We start from the raw sequence: 25,319 nt of genomic DNA, 5'->3' as shown, positions 1-25,319 counted from the left end.
CCCGGGGAGCGGGGGAACGGGTCCCTCATCGCGGGATCAGTCGGTGATCTCGGCAGCGGGCAGGGCCGGGGCCTCCAGGACGCGGGCGATCCAGCGCTCGGGGTGGGCGATCTCGTCCTGGGTCGGGAGGGTCTCCGGGGAGGTCCAGACCTTGTTGAACCCGTCCATGCCGGCGCGGTCGACGACGGTGCGGACGAACGCGGAGCCCTCGGCGTACTGCTTCATCTTCAGCTCGATGCCGAGCAGCTTGCGGACCGTGCGGTCGAGGCGGGAGCCGCCCTCTCGGCGGTGGTGGAACTTCGCGCGGATCTCGGCGACCGAGGGGACCACGGCGGGGCCGACGGCGTCCATCACGTAGTCGCCGTGCCCCTCGACCAGGGTCATCACCGCGGTGATGCGGTCGAGGACCTCCTTCTGCCCGGGCGTCTGGATCGCGTCGATCAGGTTGCCCTCGCCGCCCCGGACGGCGTCGGCGACCGCGTCGGCGGCCGAGCGGAGCCGGTCCAGGAGGGCGGGCAGGTCGAGGTCCGAGGCGAGCAGGAACTCCGTCATCTGGTCGCGGACGTACGACCGCAGCCAGGGCACCCCGGTGAACTGGACCCGGTGGGTCTCCTCGTGGAGGCAGACCCAGAGCCGGAAGTCCTGCGGGTCGACGCCGAGCTCGCGCTCGGCGTGCACGATGTTGGGCGCCACCAGGGTGAGGCGGCCCACCGGCGCCCTGCCGGAGGGGTCGGGCGGGAGGAACAGCTCGTACTGGCCCAGGACCCGGGAGGCGAGGAAGGCCAGCACCGCGCCGACCTCCACGCCGGTGATGCGGGAGCCCACCGCGGTCACGACCGCGGGGGTCTGCCCCTTGCGGTCGGCCATCCGCTCGGTCAGCGGCTCCAGCACCACGCGGAAGCCCTCGACGTTGGCCCTGATCCAGCCCGGCCGGTCGACGATCGTGGCGGGCTGGGGGGCGGTCTCGGTGGCGATCCGGGTGAACTCGCGCACGTGCCCCTCGGCCACACGGGAGAGTCTGCGCAGCTCGGTGACCGCGTGCCGAGCCTCCTCTCGGCTCACCTGCGGCCCGGGGCGCACCAGGCGCGTTCCGGTCGCTACGGCCAGGTCCCAGTCGATCACCTGCATACCGTCCACCGTACGTGCTCCGTCCGCCCGCCGCGCGCCTTACCCCCGCCGCCGCCCCGCACCGCCCTGCGTCACCCCGCACCGCGCCCTACGCCGCCCCCGTGCCGCGGCGCGCGGCGCGGGCCGCTCACCCGGTGACGATGGCGGCCAGCCGGTCCAGGGCCGCCTCGGCCCCCCATCCCGGCACGTCGTCGGCCATGAAGGCGAAGGCCACCAGCCGCCCGTCCTTCGTGGTGGTCAGCCCGGCCAGCGTGCTGACCCCGTTGAGGGTGCCCGTCTTCGCGCGGACCAGCCCGTGGGCGGAGTCGCTGGCGCCGAAGCGGTGGCCCAGGGTGCCGGTGAACCCGGCGACGGGCATGCCGCTGAGGGCCGAGTGCAGGTGGGGGCCGGCCGGGGAGGCCGCGACCGAGACCAGGCGGGCCAGGGCCGCGGGCGTGATGCGGTTCTTCGGCGACAGGCCGCTGCCGTCGAAGACCTGGACGCCGTCGGCCGCGTTCAGGCGGGTCAGCACCTTCCGCACGGCCGCCGCGCCGCCGTCGAACGAGGCGGGCTCGCCCTCCTTGAGCGCCACGTGCCGGGCCAGCGCCTCCGACAGGTCGTTGTCGCTGAGCGTCAGCGCCCGCTCGACCAGGGCGTAGACGGGCGCGGACTCGACCCGGGCGATCTCCTCGGCGCCCGCGGGGGCCCCGGCCCGCCGGGCCGTCTTGTTCGCGGCCTTGACGCCGTACTTGGCCAGCAGCGCGACGAACTTCGCGTACGCGGCCTTCGAGGGGTCGGAGACCCGCTGCCTGCTGCCGGAGGAGACCTTGCCCTCGTCGACCATGAGCGCCGTCACCGGGGCGACGCTGCCCTCGGGCACGTAGCCGGGCTTCCAGCTGGCCGCGGTGCGGGGCCCGGTGTAGAGGCCGTCGTCGTAGGCCACGGTCACCTTGGTGGTCCCGGCGGCCTTGAGCGTCTTGGCCGTCTGCGAGGCGAGCGAGGCCAGCGACGCCGGCCGGGGGTAGACCGAGCCGTCCGCCCTGCCCGCGGTCAGCGTCGGGTCGCCCCCGCCGACCAGGATGATCGAGTCCGGGGAGGGGCCGCGGACCACGCGGGTGCTCAGCCGGGTGTCCGGGCCCAGCGAGGCGAGCGCGGCGACGGCGGTCACGACCTTGGTCGTGGAGGCGGGGGTGATGCCCCGGTCGGCGTTGCTGCCGAACAGCCTCTCGCCGCTGCTCGCGTCGACGACCACGGCGCCCACCCGCCGGCCCAGCGCGGGGTCGCCCAGTGCCTTGGTGAGGCGTTCTGTCAAAGTAGTCTTGGCCGGGAGAGGTCCGCCTCCGCCCGCGGCCAGCACCGGACCCGCGGTGACGACGGGGACGGGGACCGGCTCGGGCGAAGCGACCGGGCGCGCCTCCTTCTCGACCAGCGCGTCGCTGGCGAGCAGGTGTGCGCCGGCCGCGACGACGAACAGCTGCAGCATGACGAGAGTGGCCAAGGCCACCCACCGATCACGCCGCATCATGTCGACGACCTCTCATCGATCCTGTACCAACTACGCCTACGAGACATTAACGCCCGACCGGGACTGCCCGGAGGGCTTGAGCGGAGGAACCGCGGTGGAGTTCGACGTTCTCGTTGAGATTCCCAAGGGACAACGGAACAAGTACGAGGTGGACCACGAGACCGGCCGGATCAGGCTCGACCGGATGCTGTTCACCTCCACGCAGTACCCCGCTGACTACGGCTTCATCGAAGACACCCTCGGTGAGGACGGCGACCCCCTCGACGCCCTGGTGCTCCTGCAGGAGCCGACCTTCCCCGGCTGCCTGATCCGCTGCCGCGCGGTCGGCATGTTCCGCATGACCGACGAGAAGGGCGGCGACGACAAGGTCCTGTGCGTCCCGGCCAGCGACCCCCGCATGAGGCACATCCGCGACATCCACCACGTGGCCGAGTTCGACCGGCTGGAGATCCAGCACTTCTTCGAGGTCTACAAGGACCTGGAGCCCGGCAAGTCCGTCGAGGGCGCCAACTGGGTCGGCCGCGCGGAGGCCGAGGAGGAGATCCGCCGCTCCCTGGAGCGCGCCAAGGACCAGGCGCACGGCGCGCACTGAGCGCACCGAGCGGGGCCGCGGACACGGCCCGCGGACACCGGCCCGCCACCGGGCGGGCCGGTCCCCGCGGGCCGTGCCGGCCGCCCGGACCCGGCCGGGCGCGTGAGCCGGGCCGGTCCCCCCTCCCCGGACGCCCACGCGGGCCCGGACGCTCGCACGGCCCGGGACGCCCACGCGGGCCGGGTCGCTCGCACGGCCCGGGTCGCTCGCACGGCCCGGAACGCTCATGTGGGCCGGGTCGCGCCGACGAGGTCCCTGCGCCAGATCGGGGCGATCCGCACCACGTCGCCCGTCCGCGGGGCGTGGACCATCATGCCGTCGCCGATGTAGATGCCGACGTGGTGGATGTCGCCGGGATTGCGGGTGATCCGGCCGAAGAAGACCAGATCGCCGCGGCGGAGGGCGTTGAGCGGCACGTGCGGGCCGGAGGTCCACTGCGTGCCCGTCCAGTGGTCCAGCCTGACCCCGACCCGCTCCCACGCCCGCATGGTCAGCCCTGAGCAGTCGTAGCTGTCGGGTCCGTCCGCCGCCCAGACGTACGGCTTGCCGAGCTGGGTGAGCGCCCAGTCGGCGGCGACGTCGCCTCGGGCGGAGGAGCCGGTGGGCCAGCCGGAGCCGCCGGAGCCGCGGCCCCCGTTCCGCGCCCGGTCACGCCGGGCCGCCGCCCGCCGCGCCCGTTCCCGCGCCGCCCGCTCCAGGGCCTCCTGCCGCTGCCGGACCAGCCGGTCGGCGGCGCTGCGGGCCGCGTCCGCCCGCCGCTCTGCCACCGCCCGCTCCGCCGCCAGCCTGCGGGTCTCGGCGACCTGCTCGGCCACCGCCCGCTCGGCCGCCGCCTTCGCCTCGGCCGCGCTCTCCGCCGCCGCCCGCCGCTCCGCGTAGGCGTCCTCCGCCTGCCCCTGGAAGACGACGAGCACCTCGCGGGCGTCGCGCAGCTGCCTGAGCAGCTCGGCCTGGCTGCTGCCCATGTGGGTCAGCAGGCTCATCCGCCGCAGGTAGCCGCCGTCCGGAGCGCCGCCACCGCCCACCTGGGCCATCATCGCCATCGCCGGGTCCATGCCGCCGTAGCTCTGCGCGGCGAGTGCGGCCACCGCCCGGCGGGCGTCCTCGACCTGCACCTCGGCCGCGCGCACCTGCTCGACGGATCTGCGGTGGCGCTCCTCCGCCCGGGCCAGCCGGACCATCTCGCCGTTGTAGGCCTCGATCAGCTTCTCCGCCCGGGCGGTGAGATCCTCCAGTTCGGCCTCGGCCTCGGCGAGCCGGGAGGTGGCCGCCCCGAGCCGCCTGCTCTGCTCCCGGGCCTCGGCCCCCGCCCGGGCGACCTCGTCGGCGGACGGCCCGGGACTGCCCGGTGCGGCGCCGGCCGGTACGGCGGCCGCCACGAGCAGGCCGCAGACCAGTCCCGCCAGCATCGCGGCGCGGCGGCGTCGGTTCTCGACGGACTGCATGCGTCACCTTCCTGGAACGCCGCATGCCCCCCGCGACATACGGCGCCAGCAAGGATTACGCCGCGTCACCGTGCGAACAAGCGTGACGGGCGCACTGTAATCAACGCAGGCAATCAGTAAACGCAGAAGAGACGTTGCATTCCCGCACCGGAGGCCGGGTTTCCCTTCTCTCCGCCGGATCAGGCGTTCCGGTACGGGCCACGCGGTGGACCCGCAGTCAGTTCCCCGCGTCCGGGTCCGTGCCGGAGGCGGCGGTGGCGGAATGCGTCGCCGTCGCCGTGCTCGACGCGCTCGGGCTCGCCGGCGGTGCGGACGTGGCCGGTGCCGAGGTGGCGGGCGCGGAGGTGGCGGGCGCGGAGGTCGCGGGCGCGGAGGTCGCGGGAGTGCTCGGCTTCGGGGTGGCGGGGGCGGAGGTCGCGGGCGCGGGCCGGGACGGGCTCGGGCAGGGCTTGGGGCCCGGCCGGCCGCCCTGGTGGTCGCGGGGCGGCCGCTTGGGGCCCGGCCGGCCGACCGGGCCGTCACCCGGAGCGGGCCCGGTGGTCGGGGCGGGCCGCGGGTCCGCTCCGGGGTCGAGCCGGTCGGGCCGCCTGGTGGGGAACGTCCCGTCCGGCACCGTCTCCTGCCCGGTCATGCCGGGTCCGCCCCGCGTCACCGTGGGGCCGAGGCCGTGGGCGACCAGCTCCGGCGGGGCCGAGCCCAGGGCCATCGGGCGCTCACCGGTCTCGGCGCGCCAGGGCAGGCGCACGCCCGGGGCCTCCTCCACCGGGGGGAGGGCCTCGGCGGTGGCGCCGGAGACCCGCCCGGCGGGCTCGTCTCCGAACCGCACGAAGATCACTCCGACGGTGGCCGCCGCCGCGACCGCAGCCACCGCACCGGCCACCGCACGAGCCCCCCGAAGGTTCCGGCGAGCCCGGTCGGCGGGAAACCCCGCGGCGTCGAGCACGCCGATCCGGTCGGCGGCGTAGCGCCGGTAGAGGACGAGCTCGGGGTCGGTGAAGCAGCTCATCACCCGCACGCGCAGCGCCTGCGAGATCTCGGGCCGGGGCATCAGGTCGAAGACCTTGACCGGGGAGATCTGCCGGGAGCGGTGCGGCGCGCAGGTGTCGCACCGGTTGACGTGGCCGATCATCCGCTCGCGGGTGGCGGGGGTCAGCTCCCCGGAGAACCCGCCGAGGATCTCCGCCCGCTCCACGCAGTCGTAGGGGCCCTTGCGGGCGAGGAACTCGGCCGTCACCGCGGCGCGCAGCCGGTCCTTGGCCGCGTCGAGCAACCGGTCGGCGTCCCTGGCCGGGATGCGCATCACCGCGGCGGCGTCGGCGGCGGTCAGGCCGTGCCGGGTGACGAGATCGAGGACCTCCCGCTCGTCCGGGGGCAGGCTCCGCACGGCGTTCCAGGCCACCACCCGCAGGTCGGCGTCCTCGCCGGAGACGGCCGGGGGCTCGTCGGCCGTCTCCTCCTCCGGCGCCAAGCAGCGCCGTACGCACTCCTCCCGGGCGAGGGCGTACAGCCAGACCTTCAACCGGGTGGCGTCGGCGAGCGCGTGCACGCGGGCCTCGGCCGTGATCAGGGTGTCGCGGAGGGCCACATGGGCGCTGTCCGAATCGCCGAGCATGGACCAGCAGTAGAGGTAGACGTCTTCGGCGTAGGAGTCGTAGAGCGCGGTGAGGGCGCCGGGGTCACGGGCGCGCAGGGCTTCGACCAGGACGCTGTCGTTCATGTAGCAGACGGTAATAGTGCTGTAACTGCAAGTTCCACCGATTCCCGGAGGACACGGCAACCGTATTCAGAATGTTAACAACCGCTGCAAAAAATGCCGCATACCGCACATTCATAAATCTTAGTTAATAGTCATTTGCCGGAATTAACGGTCAGGGTCGACCTTCCGTCCCGGGCAGCGGCCGGCGCCCCCGGTCGTGGACGAACGGCGAGGTGGTCGGCTTGACCGTGTGCACCGGGACCGTGCCCCCCAGGGCCAGCTCCTCGTAGGGGCGGCTGCTCGACCCCCACGTCCGCGCGACCACCTCGGTCTTGGCCACCTTCGCGGCGGGCGCGACGCTCTCCACGTCGAGCAGGAACCTGCGCCTGCCGCTCTCCCGCACGTCGTCCACGAACGCCGTCCCCCCGCCGAGCAGCCTGCCGGCGGCGTCGCGCAGCAGCGCGGTGACGGCCAGGGTCCCGGCCGGGAGCCGGTACGGCGTGCCCACGTACCCGGTGACCAGGTAGTCGCCGTCCTGCTGCCGCGCGGTCGTCACCCCGGAGACGGGGAACGGCTTGAAGGCCGAGACGATCCGGCCCGCCTTGCGCCACTCGGCCGGGCGGTAGTCGATGGTGACCTTCGCGGGCTTCTTCACCGACAGCGCCTGCCCGGTGAAGGAGAGCGAACCCGCCGGCGGCACCGCGTCCAGCGGCTGCTCCATCCGGACGACCTCCTTGCCCCTGGCGTCCAGCCCCACCACGGTGACCACCACGTGCTCGCCGAAGTGCCACGGGTTGGGGTTGGCGAGCACTCCGGCCCAGTTCACCACGTATCCGTCGTGCCGCTCCTCGCTCCTGACGACCGAGGAGACCTCCTCCTTGACCGTGAGCGGCCGGAGCTCGGGCGCGTCGTCCCGCCGGTCCTCGCTCGCGCAGCCGGTCAGGAGGATCAGGGTGAGGGCGCCGAGGACGCCGGCGGTGCGGGTGCTGTACGTCACCCAGCCGTCATAGCCTCCGCGCCCAGGCCCTCTCCCCGGACACGCGGAGATCAAGCGAACTCTTTAGCCGCCGCTCCCGCAGACCTTGCCGCCGCCCGGCGCGGCGGGCGGGTCAGCGCTGCCGGACGACCCGGCTCTCGTCCCAGACCGGCTCCGGCGCCTCGTAGACCCGCCCGTCGGAGCCGAAGACCAGGTAGCGGTCGAAGTCGTCGGCGAACCAGCGGTCGTGGGTGACCGCGACCACGGTCCCGTCGAAGGCGTCCAGCCCCTCCTGCAGCGCCTCGGCGCTGGCCAGGTCGAGGTTGTCGGTCGGCTCGTCCAGCAGCAGCAGCGTGGTGCCCGACAGCTCCAGCAGCAGGATCTGCAGCCGCGCCTGCTGCCCGCCCGAGAGCGTCTCGAACCGCTGCTCGGCGATGGTCCCGGCCAGCTCGTAGCGGGCCAGCGCCTTCATCGCCTCGTTCTTCAGCTTCGCGTGCTCGGTCATGACGATCTCGCACGGCGTGCGGCCGAGCAGCTCCGGGCGGGCGTGGGTCTGCGCGAAGTGCCCGGGCACGACCCGCGCGCCGAGCCGGGCCACGCCGGTGTGCCGGACGTCCTCACCGGCGAGCAGCCGCAGGAAGTGCGACTTGCCGGAGCCGTTGGAGCCCAGCACCGCGACCCGCTCGCCGTACCAGATCTCCAGGTCGAACGGCTTCATCAGGCCGGTGAGCTCCAGCTGCTCGCAGACCACCGCCCGCTTGGCCGTCCGGCCGCCGCGCAGCCGCATGCTGATGAGCTGGTCCCTCGGCGCCTGCTCGGGCGGCCCGGCCTCCTCGAACTTGCGCAGCCGGGTCTGCGCCGCGTGGTAGGCGGCGGCCAGGCCGTCGTTGTAGGTGGCCTTCTGCTTGAGCATGGTGACCAGGCGCTTGAGCTTGGCGTGCTCCTCGTCCCAGCGTCTGCGCAGCTCCTCCAGGCGCTCGTTGCGCTCCTTGCGGGCCTGGGCGTAGGTGCGGAAGCCGCCGCCGTGCACCCAGACGTTGCCGGACTCGACGGTGACGATCCGGTCGGCCGCGTTGGCCAGCAGCTCCCGGTCGTGGCTGACCAGCAGCACCGTCTTGGGCGTCTCGCGCAGCGCCTGCTCCAGCCAGACCTTGCCCGGCACGTCCAGGTAGTTGTCCGGCTCGTCCAGCAGCAGCGTCTGGTCCGGCCCGCGCAGCAGCGCCTCCAGCACCAGCCGCTTCTGCTCGCCGCCGGAGAGCGTGTCGACCTCGCGGTACTTGCACCGGTCGTACGGCACGCCGAGCGCGGCCATGGTGCAGGCGTCCCAGAGCACCTCGATGTCGTAGCCGCCGGCGTCGGTGTAGTCGGTGATGGCCTGCGCGTAGCGCATCTGCGCCTTGGTGTCGTCGCGCTCCATCATCACCAGCTCGGCTGCCTCCAGCGCCTCGGCCGCCCGCCGTACGCGCTCGGGGGCGACGCCGAGCAGCAGGTCGTGCACGCTCCGGCCGTCGCGGATGCCGCCGATGAACTGCCGCATGACGCCCAGCCCGCCGGAGGAGGCGACGCTGCCCTCGACCGGCTGCAGGTCCCCGGCGATGAGCCTCATCAGCGTCGTCTTGCCCGCGCCGTTCGGCCCGACGAGCGCCGCCTTGACCCCCTCGCCGACCCGGAAGGACACGTCGTCCAGGAGCGGCCGGCCGTCCGGCAGAACGTATGTCAGATGCGCGACCTCGACGTGCCCCACGGTGAATCCCTCTCTCAAGTCCTCGCGCAGGGTACATGCCGGTTTCGAACATCGGCATCCGGTTTTCCGCTGGTACCGCCCCGCTCTGTGATCGGCACGACCGCACGGAGGCGATCCCGCCAGGCGGACGGGCGCATCCCAGCCGGCCGACGCCCTCAGGAGGAGCGCCCCGCGTAGTAGCGCCGCGACTTGTCGCGGCTGCCGCAGGTGGCCATGCTGCACCACCGGCGGCGACGGTTCTTGCTGACGTCCAGGAACAACCAGCAGCACGACGGGCACTCACCGAGCCGATCCAGTGGCCCGTGCGTGAGCAGTTCGACCGCCGAGGCCGCGACCTCCCAGAGCAGGATGCGCATCGTCCGCGGCGCCCCCCACGAGAACCGGAAGCTCCCGCCGGCCTCCTCCAGCCGGCCGTGAGCGATGCCCTCACCGTGCAGCGCGACGACGGCATCGAGATCCGGCCGCGGCGCCCGCGCTCCCTGCGCAAGCGGCTGGAACACCCGGAACACCGCCTCGCGCAGCTCACGGGCATCCGGCAGGGCCGCCGCGAGCCCGTCCGGTTCCTCGATCGCACGCCCCGTCGCCGCGGCCCAGGTCACAGCCTCCTCCGGGGTGGCGAGCCAGTCTCGCCGAGCCACCGGACGGTCGTTGACCGTGTTGGCGAAGTCCAGGCACAGCGCGTTCCCAACCAGCTCGATGGCAGTCACGGTACCGATTATCTCACTGATCAAACCTTGTTGACAGGTAAGACGGTGCGGGCCACGCTATGACCGATCAAATTCATTTGAGAGGTAAGAAACGGATGCGCCTCCTCCCCCTGTCGCTGGGCCGGTCGTTCAACGCGCTGTGGTTCGGCACCGGTGCCGCGAACCTCGGCGACGGCATGGCGCTGTTCGCCCTGCCGCTGCTCGCCATCACCGCCGACGCCTCGCCCGGCGGAGTGGCAGCCGTGACGGCGGCGCTCACCCTGGCATGGCCGGTCTTCGGCCTGCACGCCGGCTGGATCGTCGACCGGGTCGACCGCCGGACACTGCTGAGCGGCGTCAACCTGCTCCGCGCGCTGATCCTGGCCGGTCTCACCTTCGGTCACTGCACCGGCACCCTGTCGTTGCCGCTGCTCCTCGCCGGGGCGCTGCTGCTCGGTGTGGCCGAGACGCTGATCGACACCGCGCTGACCTCGACCATCCCCATGGTCGTCGAGCCCGCCGGTCGCAACAGGGCCAACGCACGCATCGAGGCGACCATCAACGTCGCCAACCAACTCGCCGGCCCACCGCTCGCGGGCCTGCTGGCGAGCCTCACCCTCGCCCTGGCCACCGGTGCGAGCGCGGCCCTCTACGTCCTGGCCGTCGCAGGTACCGCCATGACGGCCTTGCGCCGGGCACCCGCCGAGGCCCGCACCTCAGGGGGTGGCGGCGTGGTCGCCGGCTTCCGGTACATGTGGCGGCAACCGGTGGTCCGAACGCTCACCCTCTTCACCGCCGCGATGAACATCCCCTGGACGGTCGCGACGGCCCTGCTCGTCGTGTACGCCGTCAGCCCCGGCCCGCTCGGTCTCACCCCGGCCCAGTACGGCCTGGTGCTGACGGCGATGGCCGTGGGCGGGCTGCTCGCGGCGGCGGCGGTGGAGCCGTTACGGCGCCGGTTCGGAGCGACCAGGCTGCTGATCGCCGATGCCGCCGGGACCGTTCTGCTGGTGGCGCCTGTGGCGCTGGGCGGGCCGGCGTGGACCGTGGTCGCAGGGGCAGTGGTCGCCGGGGCCGGGTCGAGCATCTGGCGCATCCTGGTGGCCACGGTCCGGCAGAACCTGTCGCCGCCGGAGCTGCTGGGGCGCGTCTACGCAGCCTCCCGGGTGCTCAGCTGGGGCGTGATCCCCGCCGGTGCGGCACTGGCCGGGGCCGCGGCGGAGCTGTGGGGTGTACGGGCGGTGTTCGTCCTGGCCACGGGTCTCGCCATCGTCGTGCTGGGCGTCTTCGTGCCGTACGCGCTCCGTACGGATCTGTCCGCGGCCGTCGATCCGGAAGCGGAGCATCAGCCCGTCCGCGCATGATCCTCTGCGGGCGCGGTCGGCTCGCCGTGAGCACCCCTGCGCCGTCGGCCCACGGCTGACACGCACCTGACGGCCCGGCCCCGACCGGGGGCGGGTCCACCGTCCAGGGGGATGACTTATGGGTGAGCGTGCGACCTCGACATGCCCCACGGCGGTTTCCTCCCTCGGGCGTCGCCTCGCCAGGATCGGCGTGTCCAGTGAGGACTTCCGCACGACCGCCGGCATGCCACCCGGCGCCGCCCCGCCCCGCTCCCGGGGCCCGCCGGGATCCCGGCACCGTCTCTACGAGAACGGTGGACTCGGAAAAGAGCATCGCTCTTTACGGGGGCCGGCGTGTGCGAGAACATCGATCTCGGACGAGGACACCGATCCGAAGGAGCCCGCATGGCGCTGTTCTACTCGGGGCCGTCCCTCGCCGTCCTGCACGACGAGTACGCCGCACGGGGCCGAATCGACCCGCGCGCTCAGCTGGTCTCCTCCTCCAGCACCGTCGTCGACGCCCCACCCGAGCGGGTCTGGGAGGTGATGGCCGACCTCGCCTCCTGGCCCTCCTGGGCATCCGGCATCGAGATCCTTCGACTGGGCGAGGTCCGCCCGGGCGCTCCGTTCCGCTGGAAGCTCGGCGGGATCACGCTCCGCTCACGCTTCGCCGTGGTCGACGCCGGGCGCGAACTCACCTGGAGCGGGGTGTTCCTGCTGTTCAAGGCGGTGGACCGGCACCTGCTCGAACCCATGGCGGGCGGGCGGACGAAGGTCACGGTCGAGGAGTCGCTGGCCGGGCCGCTCCTGCCGCTCCTCTACAGCCGGGCCCGGCTCCACGCCGGCCACGAACGCTGGCTGTCCGACCTCGCCGCCGCCTGCGCGCGAAGCGGCGGCTGAGGGGAGGCCTCGGCAGGCGCGGAGGGCGACGCACCCGGCCGCCGGGTGACCCGGCCACGGAGCGGGCGGCCGCTTCACGGTCAGACCGTGAAGCGGCCGACCAGATCACGCAGCGCGCGGCTCATCTCCGCCAGCTCCGCCGCCGCCCGGTGCGACTGCGCCACCTCCTCGGTGGTGGCGGCGGCCGCCCGCGCGACCCCGGCGATGTTGGCCGCGATCTCGTCGCTGGAGGTGGCGGCCTCGGCGACGTTGCGGTTCATCTCGTTGGTGGTGGCGGTCTGCTGCTCCACCGCGGCCGCGATGGCCGTCTGGTGGCCGTCGATCCGGCCGGTGATCGCGCCGATCCGGCTGATCGACTCGGTCACCGCCGCCGTGTCGGACTGGATGGCCTCCACCCGCCGGCCGATGTCCTCGGTCGCCTTGGCCGTCTCCTGCGCCAGGTCCTTGACCTCGCCCGCCACGACCGCGAAGCCCTTGCCGGCGTCCCCGGCGCGCGCGGCCTCGATGGTGGCGTTGAGCGCCAGCAGATTCGTCTGCTCGGCGATCGAGGTGATCGTCTTGACCACGTCGCCGATCTCCGCCGACGACGCGCCCAGCTTGGCGACGGTCTCGTTGGTCGACTCCGCCACCGCCACCGCCTCGGCCGCGACCTCGGCCGCCTCGGACGTGCTGCGGGAGATCTCCGCGATCGCCGCGCCCATCTCCTCGCTGCCCGCGGCCACGACCTCCACGTTGCGGGAGACCTCCGCGGCCGCGGAGGCCACCACACCGGACTGGGCGCCGGTCTCCTCCGCGGAGGAGGCGATGCGCTCCGACACCTGCGACAGCCGCTCCGAGGACGTCGCCAGCGCGTCGCTGTGCTCCGTCAGCGCCGCCATCGTGGTCCGCAGGGACTCGGTGGTGGCGTCCAGGGCGTCACCGAGCCGGCCCAGCTCGTCACGGCGCGCCATGCCCACCCGCACGGTCAGGTCCCCCTGGGCCAGCCGGCCCAGCGCGGCCACCACGGTGTTCAGCGGGCGCACCACCGAGCGCGTCACCCCGACGCTGAGCACGACGGCCAGCAGCAGCGCCACGGCCAGCGTGCTCCACAGCACCCACCGGCCCGTGCTCTCGACCTGCTCGACGTCCTTCTCCAGGGCCGCGATGCGCTCGCCGATGGACTGCTGCAGGGCCTCGCTGGTCGTGACGCCCACGTCCCACGCCTCTCCGGCCGCGCCCTCGTTGATGCTGGTCATCGCCTCGGCCCGGGCCGCCCGCGTGTCCTGGCGGAGCAGTTCGACGATCTTGTCGTCCTCGGCGAAGAACCGCTCCCAGGCGGGTCGCAACTCGTCGAACCGCTCCCGCTCGGCAGCCGTCATGTACTCGACGTGGGTGTCGTCCAGGGTGGCGAAGAGCGCTTTCTTCGTCTCCAGCAGACCGGCGCGGTTGTAGGAGTCGGCCGAGGTGGCCTCCGCGCCGCCGAAGGCGCCGGCGTCGGCCACCACCAGTCCCTGCCAGCTCGTCGCGTCGGCGACGTGGTAGGCGAACGTCTGGATGTCGTCCTCGAGCAGCTCCAGGCCGTCCATCCGCGCGTTGATCTCCTCCTGGCGGTTCATCCCCCACTGCCCCGCGCCCACCGCCACCGCGATCAGCAGGGACACCAGCGTGAAGGCCAGTCCCAGTCGTCTGCCCACTCTGAGGTCACCGAAGCGGGGCATGCGCGTTCTCCTTGGATTCACGACAAACTGCATGTACTTACCTGCAATCGGCCGGAATCCTCTGGAACTGAGGGACGAGGACGTGCCCGCCGGACCCGGAGCCGCGGAGGTCAGTGGCCTCCGGCGAGCTCGCCGCTCAGCGCACCGTGGATCTTCGCGCTGGGCCGGTTCAGGCCCACGATCTCCACGGTCTTGCCGCGGGCGGCGTACTTGGTCTCCACCGCGTCCAGCGCGGCCACCGAGGAGGCGTCCCAGATGTGCGCCTCGGACAGGTCGATGACCACGTGGTCGGGGTCGCCCGCGTAGTCGAACCGGTAGACCAGGTCGTTGCTGGAGGCGAAGAACAGCTCACCGGTGACGGCGTAGATGACGTGGCCGCCCTCGGGATCGACGACCGAGGTGACCTCGGCCAGGTGCGCGACCCGCCGCGCGAAGACGACCATGGCGGCGAGGGAGCCCACCACGACCCCGATGGCCAGATTGTGGGTGGCCACCACGACCGCGACGGTCGTCGCCATCACGATGGTCTCGCCGTACGGCATGCGCCGGAGCGTCGCCGGGGCGATCGAGTGCCAGTCGAAGGTGCCGACGGAGACCATGACCATCACCGCGACCAGCGCGGCCATCGGGATCTGCGAGACCCAGGGGCCGAACACCACGCACAGGACCATCAGGAAGGCACCGGCCAGGAAGGTCGACAGGCGGGTCCGGGCGCCGTTCTTCACATTGATCATCGTCTGGCCGATCATCGCGCAGCCGCCCATGCCGCCGAAGAACCCGGTGACGATGTTGGCCACGCCCTGGCCGATGGACTCGCGGGTCTTGTCGGAGTGCGTGTCGGTGATGTCGTCGACGAGCTTGGCCGTCATCAGCGACTCCATCAGCCCGACGAGGGCGAACGCCAGCGCGTAGGGCGCGATGAGCGCCAGCGTGGCCGTGGTGAACGGCACGTCCGGCAGGCCGAGGGACGGCAGCGAGGACGGCAGGACGCCCCGGTCGCCCACGGTCGGCACGGCGAGCGCGGCGCCGACCGTGATCGCGGTCAGTGCCGCGATCGAGACCAGCGGCGCCGGGACGGCCCTCGTCAGGCGGGGGAAGAGCACCAGCAGCGCCAGGCCGCCCGCCACCAGCGGGTACACCGCCCAGGGCACGTCCCGCAGCTCGGGCACCTGAGCCATGAAGATCAGGATGGCGAGGGAGTTGACGAAGCCCACCATGACGCTGCGCGGCACGAACCGCATCAGCCGGGCCACGCCCAGGGCGCCGAGCACGATCTGGATGACACCGCCGAGGATGACGGTGGCGATCAGGTAGCCGAAGCCGTGCTCGCGGGCGAGCGGCGCCACCACGAGGGCGATCGCACCGGTGGCGGCGGAGATCATCGCGGGCCGGCCGCCGACGACGGAGATCACCACGGCCATGGTGAAGGAGGCGAAGAGCCCGACGCTCGGGTCCACCCCGGCGATGATCGAGAACGAGATCGCCTCGGGGATCAGCGCGAGCGCGACCACCAGGCCGGAGAGGATCTCCGTACGGGCGACCCGCGGCGAGAGCCAGGCGGGACGGGGGAGACGCGGCCGGACGGCCGGCGTCGATGGAGTCGGCAACGGTCAACCTCAGGGGTTCCGGGCGCCTTCCGGAGGCCGGAACGCGCGGTGAAGCAGACCGGCGGGGCCGGGTGGCCGCGCCGGAGCCGCCCGCGGACGCAGCGCGGGCGAAGGTCGGTGACGGGAGTCGGCCGGTGCCGGGCGGAGAGGCCCGGGCCACCGGCTCAGGGGATCACGGCGGACAGGAGGCGGCAGGCGTGGTGGGCATGCGCGCGTCCTTCTCCCTCGGATCGTGGTCGGTGCGGGCGCACCGTCGCGCCCCGCTCGAAAGGGTCCGGGCACCGCCCGTAGCTGCAACGGGGGAATCCGCGGGGATCTTCCCGGCCGCCGGCAACTTTACCCGGTCGTTCCCGGCGGCCCGCCGCGCCCCTGTCCGGAGCCGGTGACCGTGAGCGTCTGCACCCAGGTCCCTCACCCGAGACCCGCGAGGCGCCGGACCGGTCCGACCGGAGCTTCGAGGACGGCCGGCCTTCCCCGAACGGCTTCCGTGTCAGGCCCTCCCGGATCGACCGGGAGGGCCTTCAACGGTTGAACCAAGATCTCGTAGTGGGCAGAACCAGCAGGAGGAACGCAGCGGCCGGCATGAGGATGGAGAGCCCGTCCCCGATGCCGAGGCGGAACTCAGGGTCAGTGACGACCGTCGCGACGAAGCTGCTCAGCAGGAGTCCCTCAAGCAGGACCGCGACAGTCCACATCCGCGCTCTCCGAGAGCTCCACTTCACCGCCGCCCAGCAGATCAACAAGGCGAGGACGATGCTGACGAGCGGCAGTCCGATCCCCGCCAGCCCAGGATCACCCTGCGTACCGAGCACGAAGAAGAGCAGAGACACCCCTCCGAGGAGCGTCAGCATCCCTTGGACCATCATGACGGCCTGAGCACTCCTCGCCGTGAACGGCATGCGATCGGCTTCGGGTGTTTCGACCATGGGGACTTCTCCTGCCAGAAAGCGGTCACTCATCCTGGAGCCGCAGCGCATCGCTGGTCAAGGCAGGGAACAGAGCACTGTCAGTACTCGAGAACACCGTGGGCGACCACGATGCGGCTGGAAGCGTCCGGCCGTACCCCGGTGATGCGCTCGGCCAGCCGCCGCGCCGCGGCGAGCCCGCCCTCCGAGTTGCCGCGGACCAGGCCGAGCTCGATCCGGTCGGACAGGTAGTCCGGCTGGGCGTCGTCCGCGGGATCAGGGATCAACGGGTCGAACGACAGGACCTTACGGCCGTCCGCGTAGTGGACGAAGTCCGCGACCCTGTTGACGTTGACGAAGACGCTCGCCGTGACCGTTCCGACCGACAAGGGCCGCAGAACCTCGTCCAGCGTGCCGGCGAAGCCGTTGAGCTCGCTCAGAATGGTGCCGCCTTCGGCCGGGTGGGCGCAGATGAGGCCCTCATCGATCTCGCCTTCCTCGTCGTCGCCGTCGAACACCTCGATGCCGAGACGTGCCAACGCCTCGTGCGGGGTGAGGCCACGAATGTGCGTTGCGCAGAACGCATCGTCATCAAGCCAGCTGTAGACGCTCACGGGAATCCTGCTCTCTCCGGGGCTAGATCACGTGAATCCTTGCATTCGGGCACACGCACTCGCCGCGATCCCCGCGGACTACGGAGCGCTCATTTTCCACAGGTCCCAGGCATGGCTCTCTTCGACTCACGTGAAGATCCGTACTCCGTACAGACCTGGAGTCATGCAGAAGGCCCCCGCGATGTTCGCGGGGGCCTTCTGACCTGGAGCCGCCTAAGGGAATCGAACCCTTGACCCCTTCATTACGAGTTAGATCACGACCGTCCAGGACCGTCCACGGCTGTCATCCGGGCCTGGTCGGGCGGGCTTCACGGGGTCCCTCGATCCACGGTTGTCCAGATCCGTCCGGAGCTGTTGTTAGCATCCGCGTGAGCAAGATCATTGATTGGGTGCTCGTGCGGGAGAGGCTCACGCACCTTGCCGATATCCCGCCTGCGACTCGCACCGAACGCGGCGAAGTTGCGCCGTCCCTGGGTGAGGCTCGACCCACGGTTGGCACCGCCGCGGACCTCGTCGGCGTCGTGCTCGTCCTGTCCGTCGTCCTCCCAGAAGCACACCGGGCAGATTTCGTGCATGCCCCGCTCTTCCAGCGTGAGGAAGCCACAGCATGGACACGGGTACGGCTCATCGCCCTCCGGCCGGACAACGTTTACGAACGTCACCCGCACACGGTAACGCCCATCCGCTAACGCGTAGATCCGCGCTGAACGGCTCCCTTACCCAATGCCGTTTAGATAGATCATTCGGGTCTGGTGGTGCGGAGGTCGAGCAGGAACTGGACGGTGGGTGGCCCGGCGTGACGAGTGCCCCTGTCGCTGGGGCGTCGTTCGCGGTAGCTGCTGCGCCGGGTGCGCTTGACGGAGCGGGGGTAGGTCCGGTGGCGGCGTTCGGGATTGCGGTTGCGGGGTCGCCCGACCTGGTGGACGGTGCGGGCCCAGAGATCATGTGAGGGTTCAGGGGGAAAAGGCCGCTCGGTCGGTGACCGAGCGGCGCACGATCCGGATCGTGGCCAGGAACGTGATCCGGTCCGGATCGACCCCGGCCGCGGTGGCTGCGGTGCAGATCAGGGTGGCCAGCGCCCAGTGGGTGAGGAGGTAGGCCCAGATCTCCTGGCGGACCAGATCCGGGGTCCGCGACCGCAGGACCCTGCCGGGACCGCGCAGGTGGATCTTCAGTTGAGCGAATCCGGTTTCCGCCTCCCAGCGCTCCTGGTAGCAGGCGGCGAGCTGCTGCGCGCTCGCCTCCGCAGGATCGAGGATGGTGGTGATGAGCCGGATGTGCTCACCCTTGCGGTCGGGCACCGTGTAGTCGACCACCTCCCGCGATCGCCGCAAGGTCCGGATCCGGTTCACGGCCACGGCGGGCATCGTCTCGCAGCCGATCCTTCTGCGATCGGCGCAGCTTGGCAGGCTTGGTGATGACGGCGAGCCAGGACCCGTCGTCCAGGTCTTCCAGCCAGTGCGGGTGCAGGCCGGCCTGGACACGCCACAGGAGCTGCGCGCCGGTCGAAGCGGCGTATTGCCAGGCGCGGAAGCTGTAGAAGCCGCGGTCGGCGGTCAGCGGCATCTCGGGCGCGTATCCGCCCGTACAACGAGTAGGCGAGGGTCTGCTCACCGCCGGCAGCCCGAGGTGTCCGCCGCGACGATCGCGTGCGAGGCACACTCGCTGATCGTCACCACTCTGGCCTGCGGGTACACCGTCTCGTACCCGCCCGCGCTGTCGTTGGGGAACTCCGCCAGGTTCGCCGCCGTGTCCGGCAGATCGAGGATGAACCCGTCGATCGCCATCAACCGCCACCGCCCCAGCCACGCCCCTGAGGTCGCCTCCGTCGCGGCCGGACGGGCGAGGCGCTCGAACACCTCCCGAACGACCCCGGCCCCCAACCGCTGCCGGGCCTGGGTGACCGCGCCACGCGTCGGCGGCTCCCACCGCACTCCCGGCACCGCCGCGAACCGCCGGAACGCCTCCGGCGACGGATCGGTGAGCCGTCCGAACAGGTACGACGCTCCATCGGGGTCGCTTGCGCCGTCCGGGTAGTCGATCTCTCCCACCCGCCAGCGGTCGTCGCCGGTCTCGCGCCACAGGCAGGCGGTCACGACCGGCATGCCGTCCTCGTCGCAGAACGCGGGCTCGGTCACGCAGTGGCGGAAGACCTCGGGGACCGAGTCGAGCATCCCCGGCCACGGCCCGTCGTTGCCGTACGGGCTCATCACCGGCTCGTGGGCGAAGCCGCGGATGTAGGCACCCGCCGCCGAGAAGACGATGGAGTACTCGTCTCCGGAGCCGTTGCGCATGGAGGCCATCTCCTCCCCGGGACCCCAGGCCGCGTCGAAGGAGTGGTAGCGGCTCTCCCAGTCCGGGGTGAGGATGGCCTCCAGCACCGCCATGGACCGGCACAGGTCGCGGAGCACCGGGACATCGGGCAGCAGTCGGGCCACGTCGTGAGCGGTCATGCGCCTCATCCAACCGGATGCCGGTGACATCCTCCCGGCGCGTCCTCTTCTGGGCATAGGGGATTACCAGCACTTCAGCAAGGGCGGCGGCTGAGACCCGGGCCGGCGTCCGGCGGATCCGGTACCGGCCCGCCGCGTGGAAGGCGGCCGGAGACCGCGGCGGAGCCGTTCCCCGGGCGGCCCCTTCCCGCCGGCGGCGGCGTATCCCGGTGCTCCGCACCGTCCTGGCCGTGCACCCCTGCGTACCATCCCTCCATGATCGAGGCGATCGCGGTTCTTGCGGTGGTACTGAGCGTCCCCGTGGCACTCGCGTGCGGCGCGGTGCCCTTCGCGAGGCACTCGGCCCCCCGCAGCCGGTACGGCCTCGTGCGCGGACGCCACCTGGTCACAGGGGCGACCCTGGCCGTGACCGGCATCGCGGTGCTGGCGTTCATCGCGTGGTACACGCACGAAGACCAGCACTACGACGACTTCGGATCGGCGATGCTCGTCCTGCTGGGCATGCTCTGCGGAGCGCTGCTGGTCTTCGGGCTGGGGCCCTTCGTCCCCTGGACGCTGGGAGTCCTCGGCCGGAACGCCGCACGACTGCCGCCGGCGTTCCGGCCGGCGGCCCGCCACCTGGCCGGCGGATCCGCCTGGACCTCCCCCGCGGTGGCGCTGACGATGACCGCGACCGCCGCCGCGGTCGCGGTGACGACCGTCATGTTCGCCGAGACCGCGCAGGGCAGGGCGCACTATCAGCCTCGGGCCTGGCCCGGCGCGCTCATCGTCGAGGGATTCTCCGCGGAGCAGGCGGCCGCCGTGCGGGCGGCCCTCCGGCACGAACTGCCCGACGTGCCCGTCGCGCAGGACAGCGGCGGGGCCGGCTCCCCCAGCGTGGAGTCCTCCGAGGGCCTCGTCTGGACGAACCCCTGCATCGGCGACCGGGCACTGCTCCACTACCTCACCGGGGATCCGTCGGTCCCCTACGACGAGGGGACGGCCGTGGTGGTCAGCGCGGACGAAGAGGAGACCGGCTCGGTCCTGCTCCGGTACCACCTCCCCGGCGACTCGCCGCCCGTCGAGAAGACCATCCCGGCGATCACCGTCAGGCCCGCCGACCCTCGCATGGAGGCGGTCTTCGTCCCGGCGAAGGTCGTGCAGGACTCCGGCCGCCGCCTGGAACCGGAGCGGCTGATCACCGACCCCTCCCTCCACCGGACCACGGCGGACGAGCAGGAACGGCTCGACCGCCGGTTGGGGGAGACCGCCACCACCTACGTCGAGCGGGGATTCCAGGCTCCGACCGACTGGTGGTACGTCGTCGCGGGCCTGCTCCTCATCGCCCTCACCGGCGCGCTGGCCGCGACCCGCGCCGCCGGATCGGAGCGCGTCCTGCTGCGGGTCAGCGGCCGCTCGGCCGCGCCCTCGCGGACCCTGCGCTTCCTGGTCGCCTGCCGGGCGGCCGCCGGCACGGCCTGCGGAACGGTTCTGGGCGCGGTCGCCGGATGCGTCATCGGCCTGCTCCTGGCGTGGCCCCTGACCGCCCCGATCGACTGGGATCCGCCCCCTCGGGTGCCCTTCGACACCCCGTGGGAGCTGATCGCCGCCCTGGTCGTCGGGCTCCCCGTGCTCGCCGCGGCGATCGCGGCCCTCACCTCCCCCGGGCAGGTCGTCCGGAAAGCGCGGAAGACCGCGCGGATCACCCCTGGGTGATCCCGGCTCCGCCCGCCGGACCCGGCGATGACCGGTTGCCGCAGGACGGCGAGGTCTCCCCGGAGAGCCGGCCCGGGGCCGCGCCGCACAGGGGACACCGGGCCATTTCGATCACCTCCGAAATAACGCGGGCTCCGCCGTGGTTGTCGCACAGCGTGCACCGACGTACGGCGGGGCGAGCGGTCCCGCGGCCGGTGCGCGTCCCGTCCTCCCAGTGAAAGGCCGCCTCCCATGGCTCTTCCCCTCTCCATCCTCGACCTGGCGCACATCGGCGACGGAGAGACGGCGGGCGACAGCTTCCGTGCGAGCGTGGCCCTGGCCCGGCGCGCCGAAGAGCTCGGCTACCTGCGGGTCTGGTACGCCGAGCACCACAACATGAGCACCATCGCCTCCTCTGCGACCAGCGTGCTCATCGCGCACGTCGCCGCCCACACCCGCACGATCCGCCTGGGCGCCGGCGGCGTCATGCTCCCCAACCACTCCCCGCTGACCATCGCCGAGCAGTTCGGGACCCTCGAGACGCTGCACCCGGGCCGCATCGACCTGGGCCTCGGCCGGGCGCCGGGCAGCGACCAGCAGACCATGCGGGCCCTGCGGCGCACGCCCGCCTCCGCGGACTCCTTCCCCGAGGACGTGCTGGAGCTGCAGGGCTACCTGACCGGGCAGTCCCGCATCCCGGGCGTCGACGCGACGCCGGGCAAGGGCACGGACGTGCCGCTGTACATCCTCGGCTCCTCCCTGTTCGGCGCCAAGCTCGCCGCCGCGCTCGGGCTCCCGTACGCCTTCGCCTCCCACTTCGCGCCGGACGCGCTGGAGGAGGCCGTCTCCCTCTACCGCCGGGAGTTCAGGCCCTCCGCGCAGCTCGACCGGCCGTACGTCATCGCCGGCGTCAACGTCATCGCGGCGGACACCGTGGACGAGGCGCAGGAGCAGTTCCTGGACGCCAAGCGCAAGCGGGTGAGCCTGCTGCTCGGCAGGGGGCGGACGTTCACGCCGGAGGAGGCCGACATGATCCTCGAGTCCCCGGCCGGGCGGCAGCTGCTGAACATGGCCCGCTACTCCGCCGTCGGCACCCCGGCCGAGGTGGAGGACTACCTGAAGCGGTTCGCCGAGCACGCCCAGGCCGACGAGCTGATCGTCGTCTCCATGGCCCCCGGCCGACAGGCATGGATGCGCTCGATCGAACTGCTGGCGGACGCCCACGGGCTGGTCGCCGCCTGACACGCGAGGCCGTCCCCGGGGATGCGGCCGGAGGTGATGCATCATGGACGCTATGACGGTCGGTGACGGGGACGGCTGGGCCCGGTGCGACCGCGGGCACCGGCACTGGGGCGTCCACGGCGCGTCCGGCCTGCTCGCCGTGCACCACGACTCCGCGGGCACGCCCCACGTCCTGATGCAGAAGCGTTCCCTGTGGAGCCACCACGGCGGCACCTGGGGCCTGCCCGGCGGCGCCCGTGACAGCCACGAGGACGCCGTCGCCGGCGCGCTCCGCGAGGCCCGCGAGGAGGCCTCCCTGCACGGTGACGGCCTGCGCGTCCAGGGCGTCTACCTCGACGACCACGGCGGCTGGACCTTCGAGACGGTGATCGCCGAGGCCGAGGGGCTGCTGCCCGCGGTCCCCGGCAACAGCGAGAGCGCGGACCTGCGCTGGCTGCCCGCCGAGGAGGTCGCCTCCCGCGACCTGCATCCCGGCTTCGCCGAGACCTGGCCCGCGCTCCGGCCTGCGCTCGCCCCCCTGGTGCTCGTCCTCGACGCCGCCAACATCGTCGGGGCCCGGGCCGAGCACGGCTGGTGGAAGGACCGGGCCGGGGCCGCCGCCAAACTCCTGGCCGAGGTCTCCGCCCTCGCCGGGCACGGCCTGCGCACCGTTCCCGAGCAGCTGCCCGCCCTCGCCCGCTGGTTCCCCCGCGTCGTCGCGGTCGTCGAGGGCGCCGCCCGCGAGGCGGCCGCACCGCCCGGTGTCACCGTCCTGGCCGCCCCGGGCAGCGGGGACGACGCCATCGTGCGGGCCGTGCGGGAGACGGCGCCCTGGGAGCGCGTCCTCGTCGTCACCGCCGACCGCGCCCTGCGGGAGCGCGTCACCGCCCTCGGCGCCGCCGTCACCGGGCCGAGGTGGCTGCTCTCCCAGCTCTGACCGCCCTCCGGGCATCGGCCCCGGGGTCCTGAGCTTCCGGCCCCCGGGACCCCTGAGCTCCCAGGCTCCGGCAGACCCCGGCAGACCCCGGGGGTTCCCGGGGTTCGGAGCCCGGGAGTCCCGGCAGGAATGTTCCACGTGGAACATCGGCGGAATCTGGCACGATGGGGATCATGTCCCGTATCCACACCGGCCCGCGGCAGTGGACCGACGAGGACGACTCCCTCCCCCCGGACTCCTGGGGCCGCGCCCCCTCCGTCCGGCGCGCCCTCCCCTGGGGGTTCGTGCTCGTCGTCGCCCTGCTCGTCGTGGGGCGGTTCGCACTCGCGCCGCACCTGGCCTCTCCGGCGCTGCAGACCTGGGCCACGATCTTCGTGGCGATCTGCGTGCAGGCGCTGCCGTTCCTGGTCTTCGGGGTCGCCCTGTCCGCCGCGATCACCGCGTTCGTCCCGGCCTCGTTCTGGACCAGGGCGCTGCCCCGGCGCCCGGCGGCGGCCGTACCCGTCGCGGGCATGGCGGGCGCGGTGCTGCCCGGGTGCGAGTGCGCGTCCGTCCCGGTCGCCTCGGGGCTGATGGCCCGGGGCGTGACCCCGGCGGCGGCGCTGGCCTTCCTGCTCGCCTCGCCCGCGATCAACCCGATCGTGCTGGTCGCGACCGCCGTCGCCTTCCCCGGCCAGCCGCTGATGGTCGCGGCCAGGTTCGGCGCGTCGCTGGTGGTGGCGGTGCTGGTCGGCTGGCTGTGGCTCCGGTTCGGCCGGAGCGACTGGCTGCGGATCCCGTCCCGCCCGCACGGCGAGGGGTCGAAGCTCGCCGTCTTCGGCGACGCCATGCGGCACGACCTGCTGCACGCCGGCGGGTTCCTCATCGTCGGCGGCCTGGCCGCCGCCACGCTCAACGTGCTGGTCCCCCGCGAGTGGCTGACCGCGGTGGCGCAGGTCCCGTGGCTGGCCGTGCTGGTCATGGCCCTGCTGGCCGTGCTGCTGTCGATCTGCTCGGAGGCCGACGCGTTCGTGGCCGCCTCGATGACCGCGTTCTCGCCGACCGCGAAGCTCGCGTTCCTGGTGGTCGGGCCGATGGTCGACCTCAAGCTGATCGCGTTGCAGGTCGGCACGTTCGGCCGCGCGTTCGCGGCCAGGTTCGTCCCCCTGACCTTCGTGCTCGCCGTGGCGGTGAGCGCCCTGTCCGGATGGCTGCTGCTGTGAACCGTCTGAGCCAGAACCTGATCCTGGTCCTGCTGGGTGGCGCCGTGCTGCGGATCTCGGCGTTCTCCACGACCTACCTGAACTACGTCAAACCCGGTTTCCGGCCGTTCCTGATCGGTGCCGGGGCGGTGCTGCTGGTCCTCGGCCTCACCGGCCTGGTGCAGGCGTGGCGGGCGAAGGAGGGAGCCGGGGACGGGCACGCGCCCGCAGGCGGCCCTCCCGCGGGCGGGAACGGGCACGACGACCCCGCTGGGGACGGCGGCGGTCGCGGGCAGGGCCACGGGCACGGGCACGGGCACGGCGGCCCGCGGATCGCCTGGCTGATGTGCCTGCCGGTGTTCGCTATCTTCCTGATCGCGCCGCCCGCCCTGGGCTCGTTCGCCGCGGCCCGCTCCGACGACCCGCCCCCGCGCCGCTCCCAGGCGCTGACCGCCTTCACGCCGCTGGACGGCAAGGGCCCGGTGGACATGAAGATCAGTGAGTTCATCGCGCGGGCCTGGGACGACGAGAAGAAGTCGCTGACCGGCCGCACGGTGCGGCTGACCGGCTTCGCCGTCCCGTCCAGGAAGCCGGGCCGGTGGTACCTGACGCGCATGCAGCTGGCCTGCTGCGCCGCCGACGCCTTCCCGCTGAAGGTCCTGGTCAAGGGGGTCGAAGCGCCTCCCGCGGACACCTGGGTCGAGGTGACCGGCACCTGGATCCCGCCGACGTTCGAGAAGATGCCCAACGGTGCCGTCCACCCGGAGCTGTCCGCCACGGGGCTGGTGGAGATCGACGCGCCCGCCGAGCCGTACGAGGACTGAGGGCGCGCGTGGATCCCGGACCGGCACGGGCCGCCCGCCTCCCCCGGCGGCGCGGCGGTGGTCGCCCGGGACGGCCGCAGGAACCGGACCGCCGCGGCCCCCGGGACGAGGACCGGCCTCCGGCGCGCCCGTCCTCCGTGGCCGCGGGGAGGGGGCCGGCGTTACGATCACCTGAATCCGTTCCCACCGGCT

The 25,319-nt window shown here is 72.7% G+C and carries 23 protein-coding genes; 8 read left to right on the top strand and 15 right to left on the bottom strand.

Annotated features, from left to right (window positions below; all coding sequences use genetic code 11):
* Window positions 1–36: 36 nt before the first annotated feature.
* Complete coding sequence (locus ABD823_RS05800) at window positions 37–1,128, bottom strand: zinc-dependent metalloprotease (RefSeq protein ID WP_344856669.1); 1,092 nt, start codon at window positions 1,126–1,128, stop codon at window positions 37–39.
* A 127-nt stretch (window positions 1,129–1,255) separates the two neighbouring features.
* A complete protein-coding gene (dacB, locus tag ABD823_RS05795; RefSeq protein WP_344856667.1) occupies window positions 1,256–2,611 on the bottom strand; it encodes a D-alanyl-D-alanine carboxypeptidase/D-alanyl-D-alanine endopeptidase in 1,356 nt (451 codons plus the stop codon).
* A gap of 115 nt (window positions 2,612–2,726) precedes the next feature.
* Here dacB and ABD823_RS05790 point away from each other — a divergent pair, with 115 nt between their 5' ends.
* Window positions 2,727–3,224: an inorganic diphosphatase gene (locus ABD823_RS05790; RefSeq protein ID WP_344856665.1), complete on the top strand. Its 498-nt coding sequence runs from the start codon at window positions 2,727–2,729 to the stop codon at window positions 3,222–3,224.
* A 224-nt stretch (window positions 3,225–3,448) separates the two neighbouring features.
* Here the strand turns inward: ABD823_RS05790 and ABD823_RS05785 are convergent, their stop codons facing one another.
* The 5 genes from ABD823_RS05785 to ABD823_RS05765 form a co-directional block, all read right to left on the bottom strand.
* On the bottom strand, window positions 3,449–4,669 hold the full coding sequence (locus ABD823_RS05785) for a C40 family peptidase (RefSeq protein WP_344856663.1): 1,221 nt from the start codon (window positions 4,667–4,669) through the stop codon (window positions 3,449–3,451).
* Between the two features lie 217 nt (window positions 4,670–4,886).
* Window positions 4,887–6,386, bottom strand: a complete 1,500-nt coding sequence (locus ABD823_RS05780; RefSeq protein WP_344856662.1) for an RNA polymerase sigma factor — start codon at window positions 6,384–6,386, stop codon at window positions 4,887–4,889.
* 151 nt (window positions 6,387–6,537) lie between these two features.
* Window positions 6,538–7,362 carry a hypothetical protein gene (locus ABD823_RS05775; protein ID WP_344856660.1) on the bottom strand — a complete coding sequence of 275 codons (825 nt, stop codon included), beginning with the start codon at window positions 7,360–7,362 and terminating at the stop codon, window positions 6,538–6,540.
* A 112-nt stretch (window positions 7,363–7,474) separates the two neighbouring features.
* Entirely contained in the window at window positions 7,475–9,085 is a 1,611-nt protein-coding gene (locus tag ABD823_RS05770) for an ABC-F family ATP-binding cassette domain-containing protein (protein ID WP_344856838.1), read from the bottom strand.
* 155 nt (window positions 9,086–9,240) lie between these two features.
* Window positions 9,241–9,792: a CGNR zinc finger domain-containing protein gene (locus tag ABD823_RS05765; RefSeq protein ID WP_344856658.1), complete on the bottom strand. Its 552-nt coding sequence runs from the start codon at window positions 9,790–9,792 to the stop codon at window positions 9,241–9,243.
* A gap of 95 nt (window positions 9,793–9,887) precedes the next feature.
* On the opposite strand from ABD823_RS05765, the gene ABD823_RS05760 reads away from it, so the two are divergent.
* A complete protein-coding gene (locus tag ABD823_RS05760) occupies window positions 9,888–11,135 on the top strand; it encodes an MFS transporter (protein ID WP_344856657.1) in 1,248 nt (415 codons plus the stop codon).
* A gap of 384 nt (window positions 11,136–11,519) precedes the next feature.
* The gene (locus ABD823_RS05755; RefSeq protein ID WP_344856655.1) at window positions 11,520–12,014 is read left to right on the top strand and encodes an SRPBCC family protein; all 495 of its coding nucleotides are present in this window, start codon (window positions 11,520–11,522) and stop codon (window positions 12,012–12,014) included.
* 80 nt (window positions 12,015–12,094) lie between these two features.
* Here ABD823_RS05755 and ABD823_RS05750 read toward each other — a convergent pair whose 3' ends face one another.
* From ABD823_RS05750 to ABD823_RS05715, 8 genes are all read right to left on the bottom strand, one after another.
* Window positions 12,095–13,711: a methyl-accepting chemotaxis protein gene (locus ABD823_RS05750; protein WP_344856653.1), complete on the bottom strand. Its 1,617-nt coding sequence runs from the start codon at window positions 13,709–13,711 to the stop codon at window positions 12,095–12,097.
* Window positions 13,712–13,821: 110 nt separating this feature from the next.
* On the bottom strand, window positions 13,822–15,318 hold the full coding sequence (locus ABD823_RS05745; protein WP_425566570.1) for a SulP family inorganic anion transporter: 1,497 nt from the start codon (window positions 15,316–15,318) through the stop codon (window positions 13,822–13,824).
* Between the two features lie 521 nt (window positions 15,319–15,839).
* On the bottom strand, window positions 15,840–16,244 hold the full coding sequence (locus ABD823_RS05740) for a hypothetical protein (protein ID WP_344856651.1): 405 nt from the start codon (window positions 16,242–16,244) through the stop codon (window positions 15,840–15,842).
* Between the two features lie 80 nt (window positions 16,245–16,324).
* Window positions 16,325–16,837, bottom strand: coding sequence for a DUF6461 domain-containing protein (locus tag ABD823_RS05735; RefSeq protein ID WP_344856650.1), 513 nt, complete (start codon window positions 16,835–16,837; stop codon window positions 16,325–16,327).
* 308 nt (window positions 16,838–17,145) lie between these two features.
* Window positions 17,146–17,412: a CPCC family cysteine-rich protein gene (locus ABD823_RS34575; RefSeq protein ID WP_425566572.1), complete on the bottom strand. Its 267-nt coding sequence runs from the start codon at window positions 17,410–17,412 to the stop codon at window positions 17,146–17,148.
* A 378-nt stretch (window positions 17,413–17,790) separates the two neighbouring features.
* Window positions 17,791–18,171, bottom strand: a complete 381-nt coding sequence (locus tag ABD823_RS05725) for a transposase (protein WP_344856646.1) — start codon at window positions 18,169–18,171, stop codon at window positions 17,791–17,793.
* The gene (locus ABD823_RS05720; protein WP_344856645.1) at window positions 18,119–18,403 is read right to left on the bottom strand and encodes a hypothetical protein; all 285 of its coding nucleotides are present in this window, start codon (window positions 18,401–18,403) and stop codon (window positions 18,119–18,121) included. The genes ABD823_RS05725 and ABD823_RS05720 overlap by 53 nt, the downstream gene beginning before the upstream one ends.
* A 44-nt stretch (window positions 18,404–18,447) precedes the next feature.
* Window positions 18,448–19,290, bottom strand: coding sequence for a hypothetical protein (locus tag ABD823_RS05715; protein WP_344856643.1), 843 nt, complete (start codon window positions 19,288–19,290; stop codon window positions 18,448–18,450).
* Between the two features lie 255 nt (window positions 19,291–19,545).
* Here ABD823_RS05715 and ABD823_RS05710 point away from each other — a divergent pair, with 255 nt between their 5' ends.
* From ABD823_RS05710 to ABD823_RS05690, 5 genes are all read left to right on the top strand, one after another.
* Window positions 19,546–20,985 (top strand): ABC transporter permease family protein, encoded by a 1,440-nt coding sequence (locus tag ABD823_RS05710; RefSeq protein ID WP_344856641.1) that lies wholly within the window; start codon window positions 19,546–19,548, stop codon window positions 20,983–20,985.
* 231 nt (window positions 20,986–21,216) lie between these two features.
* Window positions 21,217–22,206 (top strand): LLM class flavin-dependent oxidoreductase, encoded by a 990-nt coding sequence (locus ABD823_RS05705; protein WP_344856640.1) that lies wholly within the window; start codon window positions 21,217–21,219, stop codon window positions 22,204–22,206.
* A 52-nt stretch (window positions 22,207–22,258) separates the two neighbouring features.
* Window positions 22,259–23,122, top strand: a complete 864-nt coding sequence (locus tag ABD823_RS05700; RefSeq protein WP_344856638.1) for an NUDIX hydrolase — start codon at window positions 22,259–22,261, stop codon at window positions 23,120–23,122.
* A gap of 164 nt (window positions 23,123–23,286) precedes the next feature.
* Window positions 23,287–24,324, top strand: a complete 1,038-nt coding sequence (locus ABD823_RS05695) for a permease (protein ID WP_425566569.1) — start codon at window positions 23,287–23,289, stop codon at window positions 24,322–24,324.
* Window positions 24,321–25,127 (top strand): TIGR03943 family putative permease subunit, encoded by an 807-nt coding sequence (locus tag ABD823_RS05690; protein ID WP_344856634.1) that lies wholly within the window; start codon window positions 24,321–24,323, stop codon window positions 25,125–25,127. The genes ABD823_RS05695 and ABD823_RS05690 overlap by 4 nt, the downstream gene beginning before the upstream one ends.
* Window positions 25,128–25,319 lie beyond the last annotated feature (192 nt).

Source organism: Planomonospora alba (assembly GCF_039534085.1).
In the GTDB taxonomy this organism is placed as follows: Bacteria; Actinomycetota; Actinomycetes; order Streptosporangiales; family Streptosporangiaceae; genus Planomonospora_B; species Planomonospora_B alba.
Note: the sequence above shows the minus strand (reverse complement) of the source record. Positions and strands in the feature narration are given on the sequence as shown.